Annotated in this window: 17 protein-coding genes, 1 pseudogene and 2 other annotated features; of the genes and pseudogenes, 12 read left to right on the top strand and 6 right to left on the bottom strand. The window is 51.0% G+C overall.

Annotated elements, in window-relative coordinates; all coding sequences use genetic code 11:
• Window positions 1-859: IS3 family transposase (locus AAC01S_RS15095; protein ID WP_157071214.1), on the top strand; the 859-nt coding region annotated here is incomplete at its 5' end.
• Between the two features lie 346 nt (window positions 860-1,205).
• On the opposite strand, the gene AAC01S_RS15085 is transcribed toward AAC01S_RS15095, so the two are convergent.
• Window positions 1,206-2,645 carry an MDR family MFS transporter gene (locus tag AAC01S_RS15085; RefSeq protein ID WP_067624220.1) on the bottom strand — a complete coding sequence of 480 codons (1,440 nt, stop codon included), beginning with the start codon at window positions 2,643-2,645 and terminating at the stop codon, window positions 1,206-1,208.
• A gap of 234 nt (window positions 2,646-2,879) precedes the next feature.
• On the opposite strand from AAC01S_RS15085, the gene AAC01S_RS15080 reads away from it, so the two are divergent.
• From AAC01S_RS15080 to AAC01S_RS19365, 3 genes are all read left to right on the top strand, one after another.
• On the top strand, window positions 2,880-3,539 hold the full coding sequence (locus tag AAC01S_RS15080) for a TetR/AcrR family transcriptional regulator (RefSeq protein ID WP_067624218.1): 660 nt from the start codon (window positions 2,880-2,882) through the stop codon (window positions 3,537-3,539).
• Window positions 3,540-4,143: 604 nt separating this feature from the next.
• On the top strand, window positions 4,144-4,698 hold the full coding sequence (locus tag AAC01S_RS15070) for a nucleotidyltransferase family protein (protein ID WP_306307193.1): 555 nt from the start codon (window positions 4,144-4,146) through the stop codon (window positions 4,696-4,698).
• Window positions 4,699-5,200: 502 nt separating this feature from the next.
• Window positions 5,201-5,359 carry a hypothetical protein gene (locus AAC01S_RS19365; protein WP_157071212.1) on the top strand — a complete coding sequence of 53 codons (159 nt, stop codon included), beginning with the start codon at window positions 5,201-5,203 and terminating at the stop codon, window positions 5,357-5,359.
• A gap of 87 nt (window positions 5,360-5,446) precedes the next feature.
• Here the strand turns inward: AAC01S_RS19365 and AAC01S_RS15065 are convergent, their stop codons facing one another.
• The gene (locus tag AAC01S_RS15065) at window positions 5,447-6,337 is read right to left on the bottom strand and encodes a hypothetical protein (RefSeq protein ID WP_067624212.1); all 891 of its coding nucleotides are present in this window, start codon (window positions 6,335-6,337) and stop codon (window positions 5,447-5,449) included.
• Between the two features lie 265 nt (window positions 6,338-6,602).
• On the opposite strand from AAC01S_RS15065, the gene AAC01S_RS15060 reads away from it, so the two are divergent.
• The 7 genes and pseudogenes from AAC01S_RS15060 to AAC01S_RS19360 all read left to right on the top strand — a co-directional run bounded on the left by AAC01S_RS15060 (window position 6,603) and on the right by AAC01S_RS19360 (window position 14,545).
• Window positions 6,603-7,709, top strand: coding sequence for a TDT family transporter (locus AAC01S_RS15060; protein WP_067624210.1), 1,107 nt, complete (start codon window positions 6,603-6,605; stop codon window positions 7,707-7,709).
• A gap of 53 nt (window positions 7,710-7,762) precedes the next feature.
• Window positions 7,763-8,104, top strand: coding sequence for an iron-sulfur cluster assembly accessory protein (locus tag AAC01S_RS15055; RefSeq protein WP_067624208.1), 342 nt, complete (start codon window positions 7,763-7,765; stop codon window positions 8,102-8,104).
• 12 nt (window positions 8,105-8,116) lie between these two features.
• Window positions 8,117-8,361: a binding site (T-box leader), on the top strand.
• Between the two features lie 110 nt (window positions 8,362-8,471).
• Window positions 8,472-8,721 (top strand) — a binding site (T-box leader).
• Window positions 8,722-8,932: 211 nt separating this feature from the next.
• Window positions 8,933-10,483 (top strand): 2-isopropylmalate synthase, encoded by a 1,551-nt coding sequence (locus AAC01S_RS15050; RefSeq protein WP_067624231.1) that lies wholly within the window; start codon window positions 8,933-8,935, stop codon window positions 10,481-10,483.
• Window positions 10,484-10,623: 140 nt separating this feature from the next.
• The gene (locus AAC01S_RS15045; protein ID WP_067624205.1) at window positions 10,624-12,060 is read left to right on the top strand and encodes a spore germination protein; all 1,437 of its coding nucleotides are present in this window, start codon (window positions 10,624-10,626) and stop codon (window positions 12,058-12,060) included.
• Window positions 12,061-12,065: 5 nt separating this feature from the next.
• Window positions 12,066-13,163, top strand: coding sequence for a GerAB/ArcD/ProY family transporter (locus tag AAC01S_RS15040; RefSeq protein ID WP_067624201.1), 1,098 nt, complete (start codon window positions 12,066-12,068; stop codon window positions 13,161-13,163).
• Window positions 13,160-14,317: pseudogene (locus AAC01S_RS20155) on the top strand (Ger(x)C family spore germination protein). The gene AAC01S_RS15040 and the pseudogene AAC01S_RS20155 overlap by 4 nt, the downstream one beginning before the upstream one ends.
• Window positions 14,318-14,371: 54 nt before the next feature.
• Entirely contained in the window at window positions 14,372-14,545 is a 174-nt protein-coding gene (locus tag AAC01S_RS19360) for a hypothetical protein (protein ID WP_157071210.1), read from the top strand.
• Window positions 14,546-14,650: 105 nt separating this feature from the next.
• On the opposite strand, the gene AAC01S_RS15020 is transcribed toward AAC01S_RS19360, so the two are convergent.
• The 4 genes from AAC01S_RS15020 to AAC01S_RS15005 form a co-directional block, all read right to left on the bottom strand.
• On the bottom strand, window positions 14,651-15,733 hold the full coding sequence (locus AAC01S_RS15020) for a Gfo/Idh/MocA family protein (protein WP_067624188.1): 1,083 nt from the start codon (window positions 15,731-15,733) through the stop codon (window positions 14,651-14,653).
• Window positions 15,734-15,771: 38 nt separating this feature from the next.
• Window positions 15,772-16,764, bottom strand: coding sequence for an AraC family transcriptional regulator (locus AAC01S_RS15015; RefSeq protein ID WP_281178140.1), 993 nt, complete (start codon window positions 16,762-16,764; stop codon window positions 15,772-15,774).
• Window positions 16,765-16,785: 21 nt separating this feature from the next.
• A complete protein-coding gene (locus tag AAC01S_RS15010) occupies window positions 16,786-17,778 on the bottom strand; it encodes a Gfo/Idh/MocA family protein (RefSeq protein ID WP_067624185.1) in 993 nt (330 codons plus the stop codon).
• 137 nt (window positions 17,779-17,915) lie between these two features.
• Window positions 17,916-19,094 (bottom strand): GntR family transcriptional regulator, encoded by a 1,179-nt coding sequence (locus AAC01S_RS15005; RefSeq protein ID WP_083511846.1) that lies wholly within the window; start codon window positions 19,092-19,094, stop codon window positions 17,916-17,918.
• Between the two features lie 410 nt (window positions 19,095-19,504).
• Between AAC01S_RS15005 and AAC01S_RS15000 the strand changes: the two genes are divergently transcribed.
• The coding region (locus AAC01S_RS15000) for an ABC transporter substrate-binding protein (RefSeq protein ID WP_067624178.1) at window positions 19,505-20,965 on the top strand (1,461 nt) is incomplete at its 3' end.

Below are 20,965 nucleotides of genomic sequence, written 5' to 3'. Positions count from 1 at the left end.
TTCCTTGGTTGCTCAGCTCGTCAAGGAAGGGTTTCGGGTCCCAGTGATTGCGAAAGCATTGGAGCTGAATCGAACTTATTGTTATAGCTTGTTAAAGGAGCCTGTGAAGAAGGCGAACAAAGCGGTTATAGAGAAAGACGCCCTATTGAAACAGCGGATTCGCCATCTATGCGAGAGATTCCCACGATATGGATACCGTAGAATCAAGGTCATGTTGCGTCGTCAATACAGCATGCAGGTAAACCACAAACGAGTACACCGGCTCATGCGAGAAATGGGATTGTTGGTGAAATCCCCACAGCGGGAAGCTTCCCGAAAGAAGCGGTCTGGAAAGATTCCGGTGAGTCAGTCAAACGAACACTTCCAGTGCGATATGACAAAGATTTGGTGTGGTAAGGATGGGTGGGGATATCTATTCGCGGTCATCGATGCGTACGACCGTGAAATTGTGGGGTATTCGTTTTCGCGCTATTGCCGGACAGAGGAATTGCTGCAGGCTGTGGATAACGCATTCAACTACCGATTCCCGAGCGGGGTACGAGGCGCAAACTTGACGCTTAGAACGGACAACGGATGCCAAATGACAAGTCGACGATTCGTACAAGCCATGAAGGACTGCCAGGTGAAACATGAACGGACAGGTTATCACAACCCGGACGCAGATGGCTATATCGAACGTTTCTTCCGTTCGTTGAAGGAGGAAGAAGTTTGGATGCAGGAATACGACAACTTCGCGGAAGCCAAGATCGCAATCAAAACGTATATTGAGTTCTACAACAAAGAGCGCCCGCACTCAGCGTTGGGCTATCGTACACCGCAGGAATTCAGAAAATGGAAGGAATCCAAAGAGGCAGCGTAGACCTGATAATTATCAGAATAGAATGGCGTTATCTCAAAAAATTATGCACATCTGTCTTGACAGAACGGGGTTCAATACGCTTGTAATCTCCCTCACGAGTTCTTTGAAGCGTTGAATTGTTTTCTCGGCTAATCGGATAGGCGCTCGTTTGTGGGATAGAAAACTGTATCCGAGAAACTTTCGCTTCCACGGTCTCCCCACATCGCTCTCTTCACGATTCACCTTGAGTTTTAGGTTGCCTTCCAAGTACTTCGTCAGGGATGCCTTGACTCGTCTCGTATAAACGAAACCTGCTACCAGGTAGGTTGTGCGATGCGTTTCGAGCACACGAGGTTCCTCTTACGAGTCAACCTTGACGGGTTCTAGGCTTATTTAAGAAAATGCTCAAAACAAGCCCACATAGAGCGATGATTAAAGCAATATGAAACGTATCGCCAAACCCGGTCGCCATAGCAGAAACCAGTGCTTCCTTTGACTGGTTGGCAACGGCATGCATGTGCTTCGCGATATTTGAGGCTAAAAATCCAGACATCATTGCGACGGCCAAGGAACCAAAAATCTGTTGCCCCGAAGTCGTGATTGGAGTAACACGGCTAATCAGTTGCGCTGGGGCTGATTTAAGAACGTGGGTACTGATCTGCATCGTTGTAAGACCTTGGCCCAATCCCAAAATGCACAAGTTCGTAACGAGCGAGGCGATGGACGTGTTCACTTGAATTTGGGATAACCAATAGAGGGCGGCTGACAGTATAAGAAGACCAGCAAACACGATGGGACGCGCGCCATACTTGTCGAACAACTTTCCACCTATTTGGAGGCCAATAAAGGACAGGACCGCTTGTGGAATCACCATCAGCCCCGAATGAAAGGTAGAGAAGCCTCTTACTTGTTGCAAATATAGAGGAATCAAGAACAGTGTCCCGAAAATTGCCGTCCAATTTACAAAAACGATCACTACACCCTTACTGAACTCCACAGATTGAAACGCTCGCAATTCCAACAGTGGCATCTGTCGTCTCAGTTCAACCATAATAAACACGCCTAGAGATACCACGCCGATGGTTAGCGGAATGATGGTGGACGGAACGCTCCAACCTTGGCTCCCACCGTCATGCACACCATATACAATCGCCGCAAAAGAGAACGGTGCCATGATCGCTCCAGGAATATCGAGCTGTGGATTTTTCGTGTCCACTGAACGAGGTAGAAACCTCAGTCCTAACGCCAATGCGACAATACCAATCGGAACATTAATTAGAAATATCCAATGCCAGCTTGCGTATTCCAGTAGCCACCCGGATAGAAGTGGGCCAAGTACGGGGGAGATTAGCATCGGCAGCCCCAATAATCCCATGACCGAGCCACGTTTGTCCGGAGGCGCCACCCGAAACGAAAATGCAATACCGATGGGCGCTACCATACCGCCAGCCAGCCCTTGAAGGGCGCGAAAGGTAATTAGTTGCGCAGGTGACGTTGCAATTGAGCATAATACAGACCCAACCATGAACAGGCCGATGGAGATGAGGAATACCCGCTTCGCTCCAAATCTGTCAGAAAACCATCCCGCTAGCGGAATGACTGCGGATAACGCGAGCGTATAGCCTGTAATTGACCATTGCATGATTTTCAAACCCGATTGAAATACTGATTCGAGTGTGGGTATGGCCACGTTCATAACACTGCTGTCCATCATGACGACGAGCATGCCAAAGATGAGCGCGAACACAGTTGGAAGTATTTTTCTCACAGAAAACTCGCGTGACGTCGCACCTACCGTTCTTTCCACATGACCACTACCTTCCGTTTTTGAATGTCGCATCAAACCACCTAACAACGTTAGATGAGGCGCGAAATAATAGATTGATCACCGTCCCAAAACCAGACGAACAAACAACCGAATCTAACAACGTTAGGTTACGGCGTGAGGTGCACTGTGTCAAGTGTTGAACTAACAATGTTAGATTCGCTCTGAAATATGTGTTATGATGAGTCGTAGCAACCCTGTGGAGATGGTTTAATCATGAATGCAAGCGTGAATATGCCTATTACACGAGAAAGAATCGTCAACGCTTCGTGGGAATTGCTTCGCGAATGTGGTATAGAACAATTCACGATGCGAAAATTGGCCAAACAACTCGACATCAAAGCTGCTTCCCTGTATTGGCACTTTCAGAGTAAACAACAAATTTTTCAATTCCTTGCAAATGAGATTGCACAGAAGGTCGTGCTCTCTGCCCAAAATGAAGGAGATTGGAAAGAGCAATTGTACCGATTCGGAAATCATTTTCGCAACCAACTTGAGAAATACCCGTGTTCTGCTCATTTGATGATTCAGACAGTGCCATCAGGAGCACAATACATCGATCTTATAAACCACATGCTTAAAATTGTTGAACCACTACCGATCAGTGACCGAGGAAAGTTTTCCTCGATTGCCTGCGTGTTGAACTTTGTTCTTTCTTTTGAGTTGGATAAGTATCAGCAGCACAAAAACGATGTGGCGATGAAAGGCGTACGCCAAGAGATTGAGCCAACCGTCGGCAATCTGCCTGAACCATTGCGAAGAATGTACCTTAATGGCGTGTTCAGCGATCTTGGTTCCGACAGCATGTTCCAAACCGGTCTAAAAATTCTTATTTTTGGCATTGAACAACTTTCAATGACGGAAAAAGAGACATGACCTATCTCACGATCTCCCCACGTAAATTCTTTACGGATAACTACCGAGGAAACCTATTTCCCCCATCCGAGGTTTCGGAGTGAGTTATGTTGCACACTCCTTTCTCAACAATTTAAGACTTGCCTATCTATCAATGTTTCCAGAAACAGCACTATTGCGCGCTCCTGCCGTTTACTGACATAATCATATCACTAGAAAAATGCATAAAAAATGCAACATAAATGCATACCTGACCGCCGCGTTTCTCTGCATTTCCAAACTGCGGAATACAACTGTTTGTTTCCGGGATACGCCCATCGAACCTGCAAATCTTTGTCCAAAACAGCATTGATAGCTTCCGATTCACAAGTATTCCAAATAACGAGATATTCACCGAAAAATCGCTTGAAATCCTCCAGTAAAGACACGATAAATCTCTCCTCCGAATTCCGTCGCAAGCATCATAGCATGTATGCCAGATGTACAGTGGATCTGAGAAAAGTTGCAGCGGAGCGATTGCAGTGACGAGGCATTTGTTGAACAAGGTTGAATTTTCAGTACGGTTCTTCGTATCTTATTGGACTCTCGCGAAAATGGAATAACAAGAACGGAGGTGTGGGCGCGGTTGCAAGAACAGGACATCATTCAATTGATTCGTGATGATGCGCGCATGATGGTCATCCTTCGAATCGTCGCATCATTGGGCTTACCCGACTGGTGTGTATGTGCAGGATTTGTTCGCTCAAAGGTCTGGGATTTTCTTCACGGGCTCACAGGCACACATTTGCCTGATGTAGACGTTGTCTACCTTGACCCGGATTGCACCGACGAATCCATCGAAAAGCAGTATGAACGAAGTCTTCGGCAGCTGGATTCCTCTGTTCCTTGGTCTGTGAAAAACCAAGCACGAATGCACACTATAAACGATCATGCCCCGTACACGTCAACTGCCGACGGGCTGGCAAATTTCCCTGAGGTTTGTACAGCGATCGGAGTTTATATGGATTCAAATGGTGACTTGGTACTCGTTGCGCCGTATGGCGTCGATGATTTGGTCAATTTGATTGTCCGGCCCACTCCGTTTTTCGAGTCAGGGGCTAGAAGGGCAATCTACGAAGAACGGGTTTCCAAGAAGAAATGGGAAACTGTATGGCATCGACTTCACATTGTGCATTCCTGAACTTCATGGGAGGCTTATACGACAAACGAAGCGGTTACCTCCTTAACAGTGATGCCGAACATGGTTATACTATTCTTCGCAAAACCTCGGCAGCGAAAACATAAGATCAGGGTTGCGGCCGTGAGTCTATGGGCTTGTGCCGCCTGCGGAACGGCGTTTTATGGGCTGTATTACTTGTGGTTACGGCAAGCCGGGTATGTTGAGTTGGAGAACCAAGAGAATACATGGGCTGGACCTCCGACTAGCTGGTTGCAGTCATCCATAACCCTGACCCATTTTGAACACTGGCTTATTGGTCTGATTTGCACCATGACGATGTTGGGTGTCTACAGCTTATGTGAGTTAAAACGCCAACGAATTTGAACAGGGAATGCTGAAGTATATCCGTACCAACGCTGGCCCCGTTCTTCTGATACGTGCAGTGGTACCACTGTTACTCCCGCTTCTGTCAAAATAGATCATCAATCGTTACAGCAAAATTTTAGAGGGGAAAACGGCCATCATGATAACCCACCGGATGGCCGCGGCGCGATTGGTGGATCTCGTGTTGGTTGTCCTGAAAGGACGGATTGTTGAGTTTGGGACCCGTGAAGAAGTTATTCAACGACACGGCGTCTATGCCTGCCTATGGAATCTACAGGCGGAGTGGTATGCGGATTAACGACCACAGAAACGCCCGCCCCTTGGCGACGAACATTGTACAATCACCCCTCTTGGGCGGACATCGCATTGGCCGCCGAGTTGTTGCTCACAACTTCTTCCACGTATCCTGCGTCAGCAGTTCAGTCGATTCAACCATCTGGAGATTTTCGATCGCGTCGTGATAGTTCCCACAATGGAGGACATCATTGCCTAGGACCCAGTCGGCCTCCGTGTGTTCGCCGTCGCCTCCGTTGTCGACGGATACGTATCCAGCCTTCTCGGGCATCGGGTGCTTCGCGATGTACGCAACCATCGATTTGGCGACGTTCAGGTTATCTTGCAACTCTGACCCGGATACTTGAAAGGTCCAGGCTCCCTCTTTCCAGGTGATGTCGCCGTACGTTTGATCGTTGCCTGCGACATGTTCCCGTTGGATGTTGGAAACGACGCCTACGATCCCGCCGCCCAAGGATATGTGTTCAGCCGCACCGGAAGGTTGCCTGAAGACCCAATAGCGGCTCTCTGCCTTCACAGCAGCCGCGTGCGTGGGATAGGCGTCGGCGCCGAAATCTCCGAGTTGTCTCGCGAGTCCGCCATATTGGCTGGTCAGTTCGGGGCTGTTGATGGCGACGGGTTTGTCCGTGTAAATCAAGGTGACTTCATCATGATTCTTGGTGGCGTATAACAGTGCGCTGACATCGGCATACGGTTTTGGGTCCATCGCAGGCTTCATTGGCAACCAAGTGGGGCCGAAGAGCGGCAGGGACGTTTTGGTTTGCAGCGTTTGTACAATGCGGCCAACAATTGGCGAACCTGGAAAGGCTGCAACCGCGGTGTGATCGTTCAATCCAACATTCAATCCATTTGCCCGAATCGTATCGGCCGCGGCTTGTGCCGCGACACTCTGCGAGTCATGTGCCGTACGATCGGCGGCGATTGCAGACACAGCCAAGATCCCAGTCAATCCAATCGCGATCCATCCACTTCGTCTCTTCATGGTGCCCCTCCTGATGCCGACACGCCAGAACAACAGCGCCAGGTCGTTTTTCGCTCTGTTCCGGCGTGGTCGAGTCCTTTTGCCAATGGGACGGAGTTCGTCGTGCGAATGTGACAGGATCGAGGCAGGTGAAACTCGATGGAGCGAGTACTGGGGACAAGCACCGAAATCATAATGAACCGTTATGAAAACGATAAGAAACATGTATTTTTATTATGAATGGGATGGATCTATTCTTAAGGCGCAGACACTGGAGGTGGCAGTCATGAGTGTGATACGCCAGATAGGTCCCAATTGGTTCACGACGGTCATGGGGATCGGCATTGTATCGGGTTTAACGTTTACGTCGCCGTTACACATCGATGGTCAACAAGTCACCGGAGAGATTTTATTCGGGATTTTGAACGTGGTCTTTATCACTGCGATATTCATGTGGGGATTGCGCTGGATTTTGCATTCGAGCGAAGCGATGGACGATTTTCGGCACCCCACGCGGGCGCTCTTCTATGGCGCGTTATCGATGGCCATCAACGTGGTCGGCAACGACTATCTGCTAGTTGGCGCGAACATGTTCAACAGTACCGTGGCCATCGACATCAGTAAAGTCATTTGGATAGTCGGTGCGGCAGCTTCTTTATTCACAGTGATCGTCGTGCCGTATCTGTTGTTCACCGAACATCAAGTGGAGCACCACCAGACTGTGGCGTCTTGGTTGATTCCCGTTGTTCCACCCATCGTTGCCGGGGCAACGGGCATGAATTTGATCCCTTATTGGCCATCGGCTCAGCTGCAGCTTTCATTGACGGTTGTTTGCATCGCATTTTTCGGAATTACGTTCTTCCTGTTCATCATGATCAGCAGCCTTGTATACGGACGATTGGTCTACTATCGCCGGCTGAACGGCGAATCCACGCCAAGTTTGTGGATTGAAATAGGGCCTATTGGAATGTCGATGGCGACGCTTTGCGAGCTTCCAGTCAAGACCCAGGCGATACTCAGTCCTTATACCAATATTCTGCATGGGATGGCGATGGTGATATCCATTGCGCTCTGGGGCGTCGGTGTGTGGTGGATCGTGATTTCCTCGATGCACACGATATTGCATCTCAGCAAACGGGGCGACGGACTGCCATTCAACTTAGGCTGGTGGAGTTACGTATTCCCCATCGGCAGTTTTACGAACGGTACGTACGCCTTGACGCACCTGATGAGCTTGCAGTTCTTTACAGTCGCCGGTTTTGTGCAGTTGCTCATCCTGTGGATTTGTTTCATCGTCGTGGCGATTCGGACGGCGATCGCGGTCGCGAAAGGGCACCTCATTCAATGGACATTCCAGAGGCACAGCCACCATCCGATGGCCCAAAAGGCGTAAGGCTGCTGCCGATTCCTTCGGGTTCAAATGCTGGAAGGAAAGAGGGGGATCACATGGACATTCAAGTGACAGATCGGTGCTACGAGATGCTTCGGGGCTTGGACATGGGAAATCGCCAAGCGATTCGCATCGAGGTCGATTACGAGGGAGGAAGTTGCAGTTGTTCGTTGAAGACGGGCCTTCGAATCGACGCTGTCAGGGACGGTGATACGATGGGAAATGCGAGAGGCATTCCTTTTGTCGTGGACCCTGCTTCCAATCAGTTGCTGGACGCGGACACGTTGATCCTGGATTATGACCAGCGTTTGGGCTACGTCCTTCGTTCGAACACGGAGACGGTGGCATATGGCCTGTTGACATCTGGCTTCAAGTGGTCTAACATTTCCGACAAGTAGAAATGGCGAAACAACAACACGGCGAATGAGAGTAGTACGATGGATGCGTGTGAAGAGAGCTGCGGGTTGGTGCGACGCAGACATGGCAATCGTCGGAACTCGCTCAGGAGTGGTGAGGCGGAACGAATGTACGTCTCAACGGCTTGCCCACGTTATCGGGCGCCGCTCGGGGAACCGGGCGCATGAGGGGATTCAATTTCACAGGAATTGAATCAATGAGAGTGGTACCGCGGAGGTTTCGGCCTGTCGTCTCTTACGGACGGCAGGCCTTTGCTGTCTTCTGGCTCAGTGGCCCGTAGGGAAATGCGGGTGCTCGGCATGATGCGGGGCTGCGATGTATATGCATGAGTAGAGCAAATTTGGATGATGAACTGCCGTGATCGGGAGCAGTAAGGTGTCAAGCTTGTTCAGAGAGCTGTGGGATGGTGCGACACAGTCAAGCGATTGCCTGAATCTCGCCCGGGAGCAAAATGGCCGAACGAAAAAGTCCAGTAGGCCGTTTCGGACGCCCGCCGTTATCGGGGATTCCTCGACTGCGAGGAGCTGAGTGAGTTGGCCGTCAAATGGCCAGCTAACGAGAGTGGTACCGCGGAAGGCCCAGGCCTGTCGTCTCTTGTGAGATGGCAGGCCTGTTGAACTTTATGGGGGCGATGGCCGGGCTTCGGTCAGCGTTTACCCATCGCCAAGGGGCGCAAGCCCTCAGCCTGCAACACATGATGAAGAATGGAGAGATGGCAGATGGAAGTCAACGGACAGGGCAATGTGCAGGGCGGAGCAACGAGTGCCGACGGACGTGTGAGACAAGAGGATGCGGGAGGGAAGCCCGTGATGAAGCGCATCACCATCTTCGACACGACTTTGCGCGATGGCGAACAGGCGCCGGGCGCATCGCTGTATCCGCAGGAGAAGATTCTCGTCGCGAGGCAATTGGAGCGACTGGGGGTCGACGTGATCGAACCGGGCTTTCCAATCTCGAGTCCTGGCGAGTTCGCGGCGGTCCAGCAGATCTCGCGCATGGTGCAGCGGGCAGAAGTCTGCGGCTTCGCGCGGGCCATTCGCGAGGATATCGACAGCGCCGTTCGCGCAACACAGGACGCGGCGCGGCGGAGGCTGCATCTATTCATTTCGTCGTCACAGATTCACCTCGACTTTCAATTGCGCAAAACGCAGCGCGAGGTCCTGCAGATGGCCCGGGATATGGTTGCGTATGCGAAGCAGTTCGTCGACCGGATCGAATTTTCGCCGATGGACGCAAGCCGCACAGGCGACGAGTTCCTGTGTGAGATGGTCGAGGCCGTGATCGAGGAAGGGGCGACCATTATCAATTTGCCGGATACGGTCGGTTACTCCTTGCCGGCCGAGTATGGGGCGATGTTCGCGAAGGTGCGCAAGCTCGTGCGCGGCGGCGACAAGGTCGAGTACAGCGCGCATTGCCACAACGATCTCGGCCTGGCCGTCGCCAACAGCCTCGCCGCGATCGAGAACGGCGCTACCCATGTGGAAGTCACGGTAAATGGCGTCGGCGAGCGCACGGGCAACTGCTCGCTCGAAGAGCTGGTCATGGCCATTGCCACGCGGGGGGACGCACTCGGTATCGAAACAGGTATCCGCACGGAGGAAATCTACGAAACGTCGCGGCTCGTCAGTCGGATGATGAACTTCCCGATCGCGTTCAACAAGCCCATCGTCGGCCGCAACGCGTTTCAACACGAATCGGGCATCCACCAGGACGGCCTGCTGAAAAATCGCAAAACTTACGAAATTATGGACCCGGCGAAGATGGGCGTTCCTCGCAGCATGATTGTGCTCGGTAAGCACTCAGGGCGGCATGCGCTCAAACACCGCATGAGCCAGTATGGCGCCAAGCTCAGCGACGCCGGACTGGACACCGTCTACCACCAGTTCAAGGCGCTCGCCGACGCCCGCAAGCACGTGTCGGACGAAGATCTGTTGGCGTTGGTTGACGGCGTGATCGACGGCAATGTTTCGCGCTTCGCACTGGTCGATCTCGACATTTCCAAGACAGCCGACAGCAAACGTGTGGCGCGGGTCGCCATTCGCGACAACGAGGCCGATACGGTCACTTCCTATTCAGAAACAGGCGACGGCCCGGTCGAAGCGGTCGTGGGTGCCATCAAGCAGGCGATGCCGATGTCGATCACGTTTGCCGATCTGGAACTGCACTCCCTGTCGTCGACCGAACGGGCAAACGGCGAAGCTGCAGTGACCGTCGTATGCGAAGGGGAGACGTATCGCGGTGTCGGGATCGACGAAGATGTGATTGAAGCGGTCGCCAAGGCGTTCCTGTCCGCGTGCAACCAAGCCGTGGCAGCCCAGAATGCCCAGAACGGGGACACAAAAGCTGAGAAAGACGCGTGACATCCGCAAGCGGGTGGCTTTTGAGATGAAGTCGCCCGCGAATCGTTTTGTTGCCCATGTCCGACAGTAAAATGTCAGGATATTTTTAGCAAGTGAGGATAACCTAAGGATACTAAGCATTCTTGGGGAGTTCGTTGTCCGTGAATACTACGCAGCTGCTCTTGGGGCGTTTTCATTCTTCGTTCGATGTTGTTGTTCGCCCTGTACCAAATGCCGACATAGAAATTGTGTTCATTGACACCATCGTCGACACGGAACGTTTGGAGGAGCGGTTGCTCGGCCCTCTGACACTCGCAACCAGACGACGGGAGCGAGACCTTTTCAAATGGATGGAAAACACATTACAACTCTCCAGAATCGAAAGAGTATCGTCCATCGACGACGCGATGAACGCGTTATTCGACAGTCAGGCCGTGCTATGCTTGGCGAAGGAATACATTGTGGTGGCTGTAGACGGACTGGCGCGCAGAACGCCGCAGGAGCCTTCGACGGACGTCTCGATACGGGCTTCGCGAGATGGCTTCACCGAGTCCATCCATACCAATGTTGCATTGGTCCGAACCCGGATCAAGGACCCGAAACTCGCCTTCGAAAAGTTCATCCTTGGGGAACGATCACACACAAACGTCCTGTTGGCATACATTCAGGACTTGGCCAACCCGGATATTGTCCAAGAGGCGAGAAATCGTCTGACCCAACTCAAAATCGATGGCCTGCTCGCCAGTGGAATTCTCGAGCAATGGATTGAGGATAACCATTGGACGCCTTACCCTCAGATGCAGGCCACAGAACGTCCAGACAAGACGGCTTCGGCGCTGCTGGAAGGCAGAATCGCTTTTTTTGTGGATCAAACTCCCTTTGTCTTGTTGGCGCCAGCTGTCATGGTCACTTTCTTCCACACAGTGGACGACTATACACAGCGATGGTGGTCGGGGACTGCATTGCGCCTGATCCGAATTGTCGCGCTGGTTGTGTCCATTTTTGTGCCATCTCTTTACGTTGCGCTGACTATGTATAATCCAGAGCTCATACCGCTCAAAATGGTCCTTCAACTCGCGTCGACACGCGAAGGGATCCCTCTTCCAATCGTGATGGAGGCGCTTTTTATGGAAGCGATGGTTGAACTGGTGCGGGAAGCGGGTAACCGAATGCCGCAGCAGATGGGGCAATCGTATTCCATTGTCGGAGGCTTAGTCATTGGCGACATTGCTGTCCAAGCTGGAATTGTGAGTCCCATGATGGTCGTCGCGGTTGGATTGACCGCGCTCGGGGCCTTTGCCATTCCAAATTATGAAGCAGCTTTCGTCACCCGTATGATACGCTTTCCGATGCTGATTGCAACGTCGTTGTTCGGAATTATCGGCACCCTTGGATTCACGTTAGCATTAGTTGCCCACCTGTCGACACTGAAGTCGTTTGGCGTGCCGTATCTCTCGCCGTTTGGACAAATGTTTTTGCCGGATTTCACTGACACACTTGTACGAGCGCCAGTGCAACTATCTACATCTCGGCCCTCCACCTATTACAGTCCCAGCGGATGGCTGCGCAGAGCGCGGTATAAGCTGCAAAGGAGATAGGCGAGGTGAAGCAGGTAAATCCTTTTGTCTTGACCATTGTCTCTTTTGAATGTCTGCTGGGAACTGGCACAATGGAGTGGATCCCAGTGTGGATCCGGAGATTTCAGACAACTTGCTGGATACCATTCGTCCTATACGCGGCGCTGTCGATCGTATTCGCCTTTCTCATCTTCTATGTGGCACGGCGATTGGACGGATTTTCTGGTTGTACAGTGTTCGATCTCTGCCTCGGAAAGCGCATCGGCGCGTTCATGAACGTTGGCCTGGCGGGCGCCTTTGTCATCTATAGCGCGAGGTCTTTGTCACTATGCGCATGGCTCATTCACTATGCCGCTTTACCCTATACTCCGGGCATCGCGCTGATACTGCTTTGTCTGTTGACATCCAGCCAATTGCTTCATGGAGGGATGGATTCCTTACTGCGGTTTCAAACAGCATTGTATTGGCCTGCGTTGGTATTGGCAGTTTTATTGCTGGTTGTTTCGTTCAAGAACGCTGACTTTGCGAACCTGCTGCCGATCACGATCCCGGCCAATACCTCCACTGTACAAGTTTTCAGCAGTTCTTTGGATTTATTGCCGGGCCTCACACTGATCCTCGTCTATTTGCCCATATTTCTTCAATATGGTATCTCTCCGTATCGGTCTCTGATCTGCTATCTGTGGGCAAGTATCGGCGTCATCGCCTTAAACTTGCTGAACCTGATCATTGTGTTGTCCGTATTCGGATCCTTCGAGGGCGCATCTTTACAGTGGCCCATTCTGGAAATCATTCGCATCCAAAAAATGACCGGGCCTCTGCTCGAGCGACTCGATTTGATTTTTCTCCTAACGGTGATCGTATGTATCACCTCGGCTGTCAACCTATCGACATACGGGGCCTACCGCATTTTGGCCCACTACGTGGATCTCCGACATCGTCGGTCGGTCGCTTGGCTAGTCCTCGGCCTTGTCTTATTGGCTGTTATTCCAGGAGACTTCGATTTCTTAGACCATGCATACGCGGACCTATTCAGATTCTTTGAGGTGCTCGCCTTCGGATCGCTCCCTCTGATTTGGCTGAAGAGACTGGCGCATCCCAGAAACAGGCGTGATACGGCATGAAGAGACGGCTGTTTGTTTGCATCCTTTGCGTAGTGTTCACCTGCTGTCTAACAGGCTGTTGGGACGGCGTGGAGCTGCAGAAGCGGAGTGTGGTCTTGATGATAGGGATCGACCCGGCTGAAAACCAGAATCACGGTGTCAAAGTGAGCCTTCAACTGGCACGGCCACAATCATTCGGTTCCACACCGACTGAGCCTACCAATACGGAAGAAAAGAGAACTGTCGTCGTCAGCCAAGAAGGGGAAGACGCCGCGGATGCCATACGAAAGATTCAGCTATCGACCGATCGACGGTTGTTCTTCGGCCACACACGGGCCGTCGTGATCGATGAACAACTCGCACGACGTGGTGTCATGGAGTTGATCGATCCGTTGCTGCAATCCCGTACAACGTCGAGAGAAACCTGGCTATTTGTCTCCGAAACGCCCGCCATAGACGTATTGGGGTACACACCAGCGTTAGATGCTATTCCATCCACGTATCTTTCCAACTTTTTTGAGAACCGGCTATTGCTTAAGCATTCCTATGAAGCCACGCTAGGCGGGTTTCACCAAAGATTGATCACGCCTGGCATTCAGCCGGTGGCTGTTTGGATTGGCCCTGCGGATGCAAGTTTGTCCGCGCCTCGCATCGAGGGATTTGCCATGTTTTCGGGAGAGCGTTTATCTGGCACGCTCGATCAAGAGCAATCACTGGGTTGGATGTTCGTTGCAAACCAATTTCCCAAATCGATCCTCGCATTTGACTGTCCAGATCATCAAAGCAGTCGGTTTCTTGTCGACGTGACTTCTGTAAAAAGCACTATTCATGTGAGGTCTAAACGAGGAAGCCGGCCTCAAGCGAACATTGCGCTGCGTGTTCGCGGTTAGATCGAAGGGGGTAATTGTGTGCAACAGGCAAACAAGACTGAACTGAAGGAACTCACAAACCAGGTGAAAAAGGAGATTGAGGCATATGTAAACATGAGTATTGACCAATGCAAGGCTACTGATACGGACATCTTCGGCATTGGGCAAGAAGCGTATCGGTTTTCACATCGCGATTGGTCCGGGGATCCCGAATGGAATCGGGTATTTCCCAAGCTGCGGACAAATGTAGACGTCGACGTCAAGCTCAACTTCCTTCAATCGTACACGTATATTGGCCGAGGCTAGGAATTGCCGTGTTCCCCTGCCGTTTGGTGAACGGGTCTCCACAACAGGGGGCTAGTGCAGTGCGTTTTCCGTGGACATTGGATCGATCACGTGTACCTGAACGGCGTGGATCGAGTGATGTATTTCCGTTGCCATCCTCTGAAATACGTCGCCGGACGATGGCATGGCGAGCGCTTCGCGCTGACGGACCGTGAAGAATCTGTCTTCACTTTTGACATTGGGACGTGAAATGTGGGATGTGATGCAGTACGGGGTCAAGTTCAGGGGAAGGCGCACACGCGAGAAACGCGCCTTCCCCTGTTCAAACACAACAGGCAAGAACAATCGGCGAGATCATTCAGGCAGATGAATGTCGACCTCTTTCCGCAACTGCGCGGATCGAAGGATTCCGTCAATAATTGCCTGATTTCGAAGAATTTCAGAAGCTGGAATAGGAGCTGGCCTACCTTCTCGTACAGCGGTCACGAAGTCGAATACCTTTTCTCGAAACAGATCGACTTTGTGTTCGCGGATAGGAATGGGACTCTCAGTGTGATGACCAAGAATATCATGAAACAATGTGATGGATCCCACACGACCGTCCCAGACGCCGCTCCATGGACCGGTACCAGCTGGCGTCACTTTGAGGCCAGCGTCAGTTCCGAGGAAGAGCGTCGGGCCAAGCGTATCCATGTGCATAGCCCAAGAAATTTTAAAATTAAGAACCAAGTCTCCTTCCAAACGCACCATGGCGACTCCGAAATCCTCGACGTCGAATTTTGAAGCTTCTGGATGATATTTGGGATTTGTCCCGAAATAGTTGGACGTAAACGCGGAGACCGACAAGGGCTTCGGGTATCCAAGCGCGTGCAGAGCTAAGTCGATGGAGTAGCATCCGATATCCGCCATTGCTCCTGCTCCCGCCAGATCCTTGCGAATAAATGTGCCGCCTGGCATACCTCGCCGACGGCCGCCACCCGTCTGCACGTAGTACACTTTGCCCAATTGCCCGGACCGAATGATTTGTTGAAGAGTTTGCATATTTGGGTCGTATCGTGGTTGAAAGCCGATGGAGAGCATGTTTCCGGTTTCATTTGCAACCTCGACCATCTCGATTGCTTCGTCGAGTGTTACCGACATGGGCTTCTCGAGCAGGACTTGTTTGCCTGCGCGCAGCGCGTCAATACTCGTTGCATAGTGAGATGCGTTTGGTGTACAGATGCTTACAGCGTCGAGATCAGAGTCTAACAACCTGCGATGGTCCTCATACGGGATTGCGTTGTGTAATTGAAGCCTGTCGATGAAGTCCGCAGCCTTGCCGGGAACGATGTCGGCGACCGCGACGATCTCGACGTCATCAATGGTTTGGTACGCTCTAACATGCGCTTGGGCAATTCCTCCGCTTCCAATGATGCCGATCTTCAAAACTTTACTCATTGGAGCCCCTCCTCTAGAAATGTTGAATAGGACACTGATTAGTTGGGTGGTTTCCTATATTGACGCTTGAACTCATTTGGCGTCATCGAAAATCTCTTTTTAAAGACGTAGTGCAAGTAATTTGAACTGGAAAAACCGTGTTCCTCAGCAATCTGCTCAATGCTGTCTCCGGATTTTAACAGCGCTTCGCAGACGTGTGTCAATCGAACTTGCTCGACGTATTCTCTGAATGTGAGATCTTGTTGTTGAGAAAATATGCGCTGTAGTTGACGAGGGCTGATGTGAAGACGATCCGCCACATCTTCCAACGTGATTGGCCGGGCGTAGTTGTCTTGCACAAACTGCGTCGCGAGTTGATAGCGATAAGCATTCATGTCGCGATAGGGCAAGTCGAACGGTCCTGAACAGTTTGTGTAGTTTTCTACTGATCGAAGCAAAATTTGGATAATGCAGTGTCGCATCGTTTCATAGGCCCCGTAAGGATTCTCATACCAAGCTCGATACGCTGCGTTAAACCACTGCATCGCGTTGCACCGATCCACAACAGGCACATGGGGCAAGGTTGCCAGTGCGTGGACGCAATCCGCTGCTTCTTGTGTCTCGAGTTCCGCTCCCCATTCGCGGCTTGTTCCGAGAGCGTCGTCCTGCCCGATCTGTTGGATGTCAATGTGCAGGCAAAGCTCCTCCATGGGATCCCGCTTATCTGCCTCTTGATAATGGGCGAGATCAGGGCCTGTCATGTAGAAATCTCGTGCCTGCAGTGCATATTCATGGCCATCTAGGATGACTTTCCCCTTGCCGGATGGGATAAAATGGAACTCATATTCTGAATGCTTGTGCATCGGAACGATCTTTCCCGGAGAAAATGTCGCCAAATGGCACCGAAGAACGCGCAACCCGTAATTTCCCCATCGAAACTTAAGATCCAATCGGTCCAGCGCGAATCGATTATCCCTAAGTAGTTGAAACGAGAGCGGCCCACGGTTCTTCGGACGTGAATCAATTTTGGCAGACGTACGTCGAAGATGCACGATGTATCACGTCCAATCCACTTACGCTTCCAAGGCATGCAGTGCGTACGGGGAATTGTGCTGGACAGAAAGGTTTGCTGCCTCAATGAGCTTGGTCAGATCCAATGCCATCGCAATATTTTCGTCTGCTGTCGTGTCTTCCTGAATATGGGCCACCCATTGCTCAAACGCTGAAGGCCGTGAACTAGGAAGAGGATACTCGAGCCATTCTTTCGACTCACCCATAGATGTCTTTAGCAGAACTTTAGCTTGTGGGAGTCCATAGACGACAGAACCAGCAGTTCCGTGAATTTCAATACTGAACGGGGAAGCGGCAGTGACAAATCCTGCTTCGACGACTCCAAGAGTTCCGTTTTCATACGATAGAACCGCGACCGCATTGTCTTCTACTTCCTTGCCGAGCACATGTCCGTAACTTGCCGAAACTCTTTCAGGGACGCCCAGGAACAATCTCGTCAGATACATTGGGTGACAGCCTAAATCTGTTAACGCACCGCCGCCGCATTGAGCGAGGGAGTAAAAATGCTCGGGCAGCCAATTCGCAATTGCTCCGTTGTGGGCCAAGCGGACTCGAGCGTAAGTTAGGTCTCCCAGCAATCCTTGTGACAAAATGTTTTGAATTGCAAGGGTATAATCGTCGTTCAAGCGAGGAAGTGAAACAGTGAGCTTCACATTGGCTTCGTTGACACACGACACGATCTTGTTTGCTTCGCGAAGTGTCAGTGCCAGAACCTTTTCGGTAAAGATATGTTTTCCCGCTTGAGCAGCCTTTGTCATCACTTCATAGTGCATATTCGTGGGCGTATCGACGATGACCCCATCGATGTTGTCCTGTGAGAGCAGTTCATCGATGGATTCGTAGAAGGGAACGGCCAGCCGCTCTGCCTCGGCCTTCCCTCGTTCTGCGATTTCATCCCATACGGCGACTATCTCTGTGTCGGGATGTTCTTTCGCTTGCCTTGCATAATCTCTCGCGTGGACGTGCCAAAAGCTCAACATCGCTAGCCGGACCATGGAAATCTTCCTTTCGGTTTGATTGCAAATTTGCGACGCGTTTTTACTCTATCACGATATAATTCCCATCATGTGTCCAATTACACGACGGGAATCGTGTGAATATGCGACAATCGAGCGTACATCATGGGGCGTTGTCATGTCTCGACGTGTTCCAACCGGGTTCTCGTTTGTCCGACCGTAGATTCTCCGACGAAGATGTTCGCTGGTACGAGCACTTCGTCCGGTTGCTCCCATCCCTTGTCTTGAAGCAAGTCGAGCAACACACGAACGGCATGTTCAGCCATGAGCTCCTGATCTTGCATGGCGCTTGTGAATGTCCAATCGACGCGGTAAGGTCCGAGACCATCAAAGCAGACGATCGCGAGATCCTCAGGCACACGTCTGCCGACAGAACGGGCAGCTGTGTGCCAGTACTTGGCGAGATCGTCATCGGTGGCGAACACCGCTGAAACCTTGGGATTTCGTTCGAGAAACTGAACCACAGCATTCAATTGTCCTGCGTCCAACTCATGTCGAGGACCGTCCCATCGAGTAGTCTCTATGCAGTAGCTTGGGTTGACGCGGAGACCAGCAGCTTCCATTGCCTGCGAAAATCCAGTGAATCGATCTTGCAATGTCGAAGTGCCTGCGATTGTCGGGGAGAAGAATGCGATTTCACGGTGACCGAGAGACACAAGATGCTCTGTCAAACGGCGACTGGCGTCGACATTGTCCGTGCAAACGCTTGGAACAGGCAGTCCCGCGAGGCGTTTGTCAACCAATACGATGGGGAAGCGCTCCACGTGAAGCTTCAATATAGCGGGGTTATAATATTCCCCGTTTACAGGCATCACAATCAAGCCCTGCGCTCCATTGTCCACAAGTCGTTCGATGGCACTTGCTTCAATATCCTGACTCCCTTCTGAGCAGGCTACCGCTAGCGAGATGCCGTTACTTCGGAGACGCTGTTCGAGTGCAGCCAATAGTCCGGGGCCAAATGAGTGGATAAGGAAGGGAATGACGAAGCCCACCAGAGATTGTTTTGAACCAGTATGATGAGAACCAGCAGGATCGGTTTGTGAATGTCCAAAAGTCTTTTCACTCTTGGAACCAACATGGTCCAATACAAATGTGCCAACTCCTGCTTTACGGGCGACGAGTCCTTCATTGGTGAGCATCTGCAAGGCGCGGTTTGTTGTCATCCGGCTGACTCCAAACTGACTCATGAGTTCCTGCTCTGTCGGGATCATGTCACCTGGGAGATACTCTCCTGACAAGATTCTTGATTTTAAGTCGTTAAAAACCTTCTCGTATAAAACATCTCTCGCAGCCACTGCGATTCCCCCCTCACACGGACTGACTATTTGATATTATATTATACAATTGTGGGATTCAAGTCTTGTTTGTCTTAATTTATTACTTTGATTGCGTTGTACGGTTATTGTAACGTCCCTGATGAATAGGCTGATCAGTCGGGTTGATCGTTGAATATACACAATGTCATAGAAACTATGATATGTCGTATATTTATAATTGACTCCATATTTTCGGTATGATAAAACTGGCACATAAATATCATTGTATTATCATGATATTACATTTGAAAACGGTTGCACCATTAGGTGCGCCGATTGTGGGGGTGAGCGGACTAGGCTTATGCATGTGAAGGTGAGTTCAGGGGAAATGTGCAGTAAAAAATTGTAATTTGGGCGAATTGCCACGAAGACGAAGGGAGTCTTATGAATTGAACTTGAACCGTAAACGGCTTGGAATCAGCTTGGGCGTTGGATCGGCGATGGTCTTGTCTCTCGTTGGTGTTCCTGCAGCGCATGCGTCAACGACAACCACGTTGGGGTACGCGGGCGGGTGGGCAACGAACGGTATAGCCAATCCAGTGAATACAGCGGGCAACAACACTGTAGACACCGGATTGGCTTACGCGCCGCTCGCACACTATAAGTACACAACCGATTCGGGCTATTATCCAGCTCTGGCGAAATCGTGGTCCTTTAATACAAAAGCCAATACCCTGACTGTTCACCTGAATCCCAATGCGAAATGGTCGAATGGCTCTCCAGTTACGGCCAACGATGTCTACGTTACGTTCGAGTTGCAATTCTTGGACATGAACGCGGAGAGTTGGACTCTCACCGGCATGAAAATTCTCAATCCTACGACTATTGTGTTTCAAAAAGATCCACACGAGCTATACAACACAACCATGTTCGAACGGCAAATCTTGAATAATAACTGGATTGTGGCAGCGGCGAACTATCAGCAGTACATTCCAAAGAATATTTGGACACTGGTGAAGCAGGCGAATGGCAATCCGAACGCCTCATCCACGAAAAAAGCTCAATCTGCACTCACAGCAGCCTACACCAAGGCGACGGGCTACAACTTTCCGCTCAACCAGTTGCTGTACGATGGACCATGGACTTTATCGCGCGTGACATCGGCCCAGGAACTATATGTGAAGAATCCCTATTATGTGTTCGCCAAGAACGTGACAGCAGATCAGGTCTTGGACATCAACCAAACCACGAATGACGTCATCTGGCGCGCTTTGGAGAACGGCCAAGTGGCATACGCGGGTGTTGGATATTCTCCGACCGTGTACAAGGCGGTGATGAGCGTCCACGACAATCACTACATTAACATCCCTCAAAGTACGGGAATGGCGCTCTTTTTTAACGAAAACACAGCCCCGTTCAACAATGTGAAAGTTCGCCAGGCTCTTGCGTACCTGATTGACCGGAACTCGCTCACCAAGATTGCGGAGCCGGAAGATGGTTTTGTGCCCAAATATGAAGACGGCTTGATTGAAATGGACAATAGCAGATACCTTACGCCTGCACAGTTGAAAACCTTGAACACGTATTCGCTAAATCAGTCGAAAGCGGCATCCTTGCTGAAATCTGCTGGTTTTAAAAAGACTGGAAGCAGCTGGGTGATGCCAAACGGCAAACCGTTCAAATTCAATGTCTATGCGCCAAACTACACGGATTGGGATCAGGGTGTGGACGCCTTGGTGAGCGACCTTCAGAAGTTCGGCATCCAGGCTACGGCCTCCGTGATCGACGCCACAACATATGCCCAAGAAGAGTCGGAAGGTAAATACCCTGTCTATGTGAATTGGTGGGGCGGTTGGGATCTGGCTCCCTCACAGTCGTACAACCAATTGTACATTACGGACAACAATTAC

It is taken from the genome of Alicyclobacillus acidiphilus NBRC 100859, from assembly GCF_001544355.1.
Classification (GTDB): Bacteria; Bacillota; Bacilli; order Alicyclobacillales; family Alicyclobacillaceae; genus Alicyclobacillus; species Alicyclobacillus acidiphilus.
The sequence above is the reverse complement of the archived record's forward strand: the minus strand, read 5'-3'. Positions and strand labels throughout refer to the sequence as shown.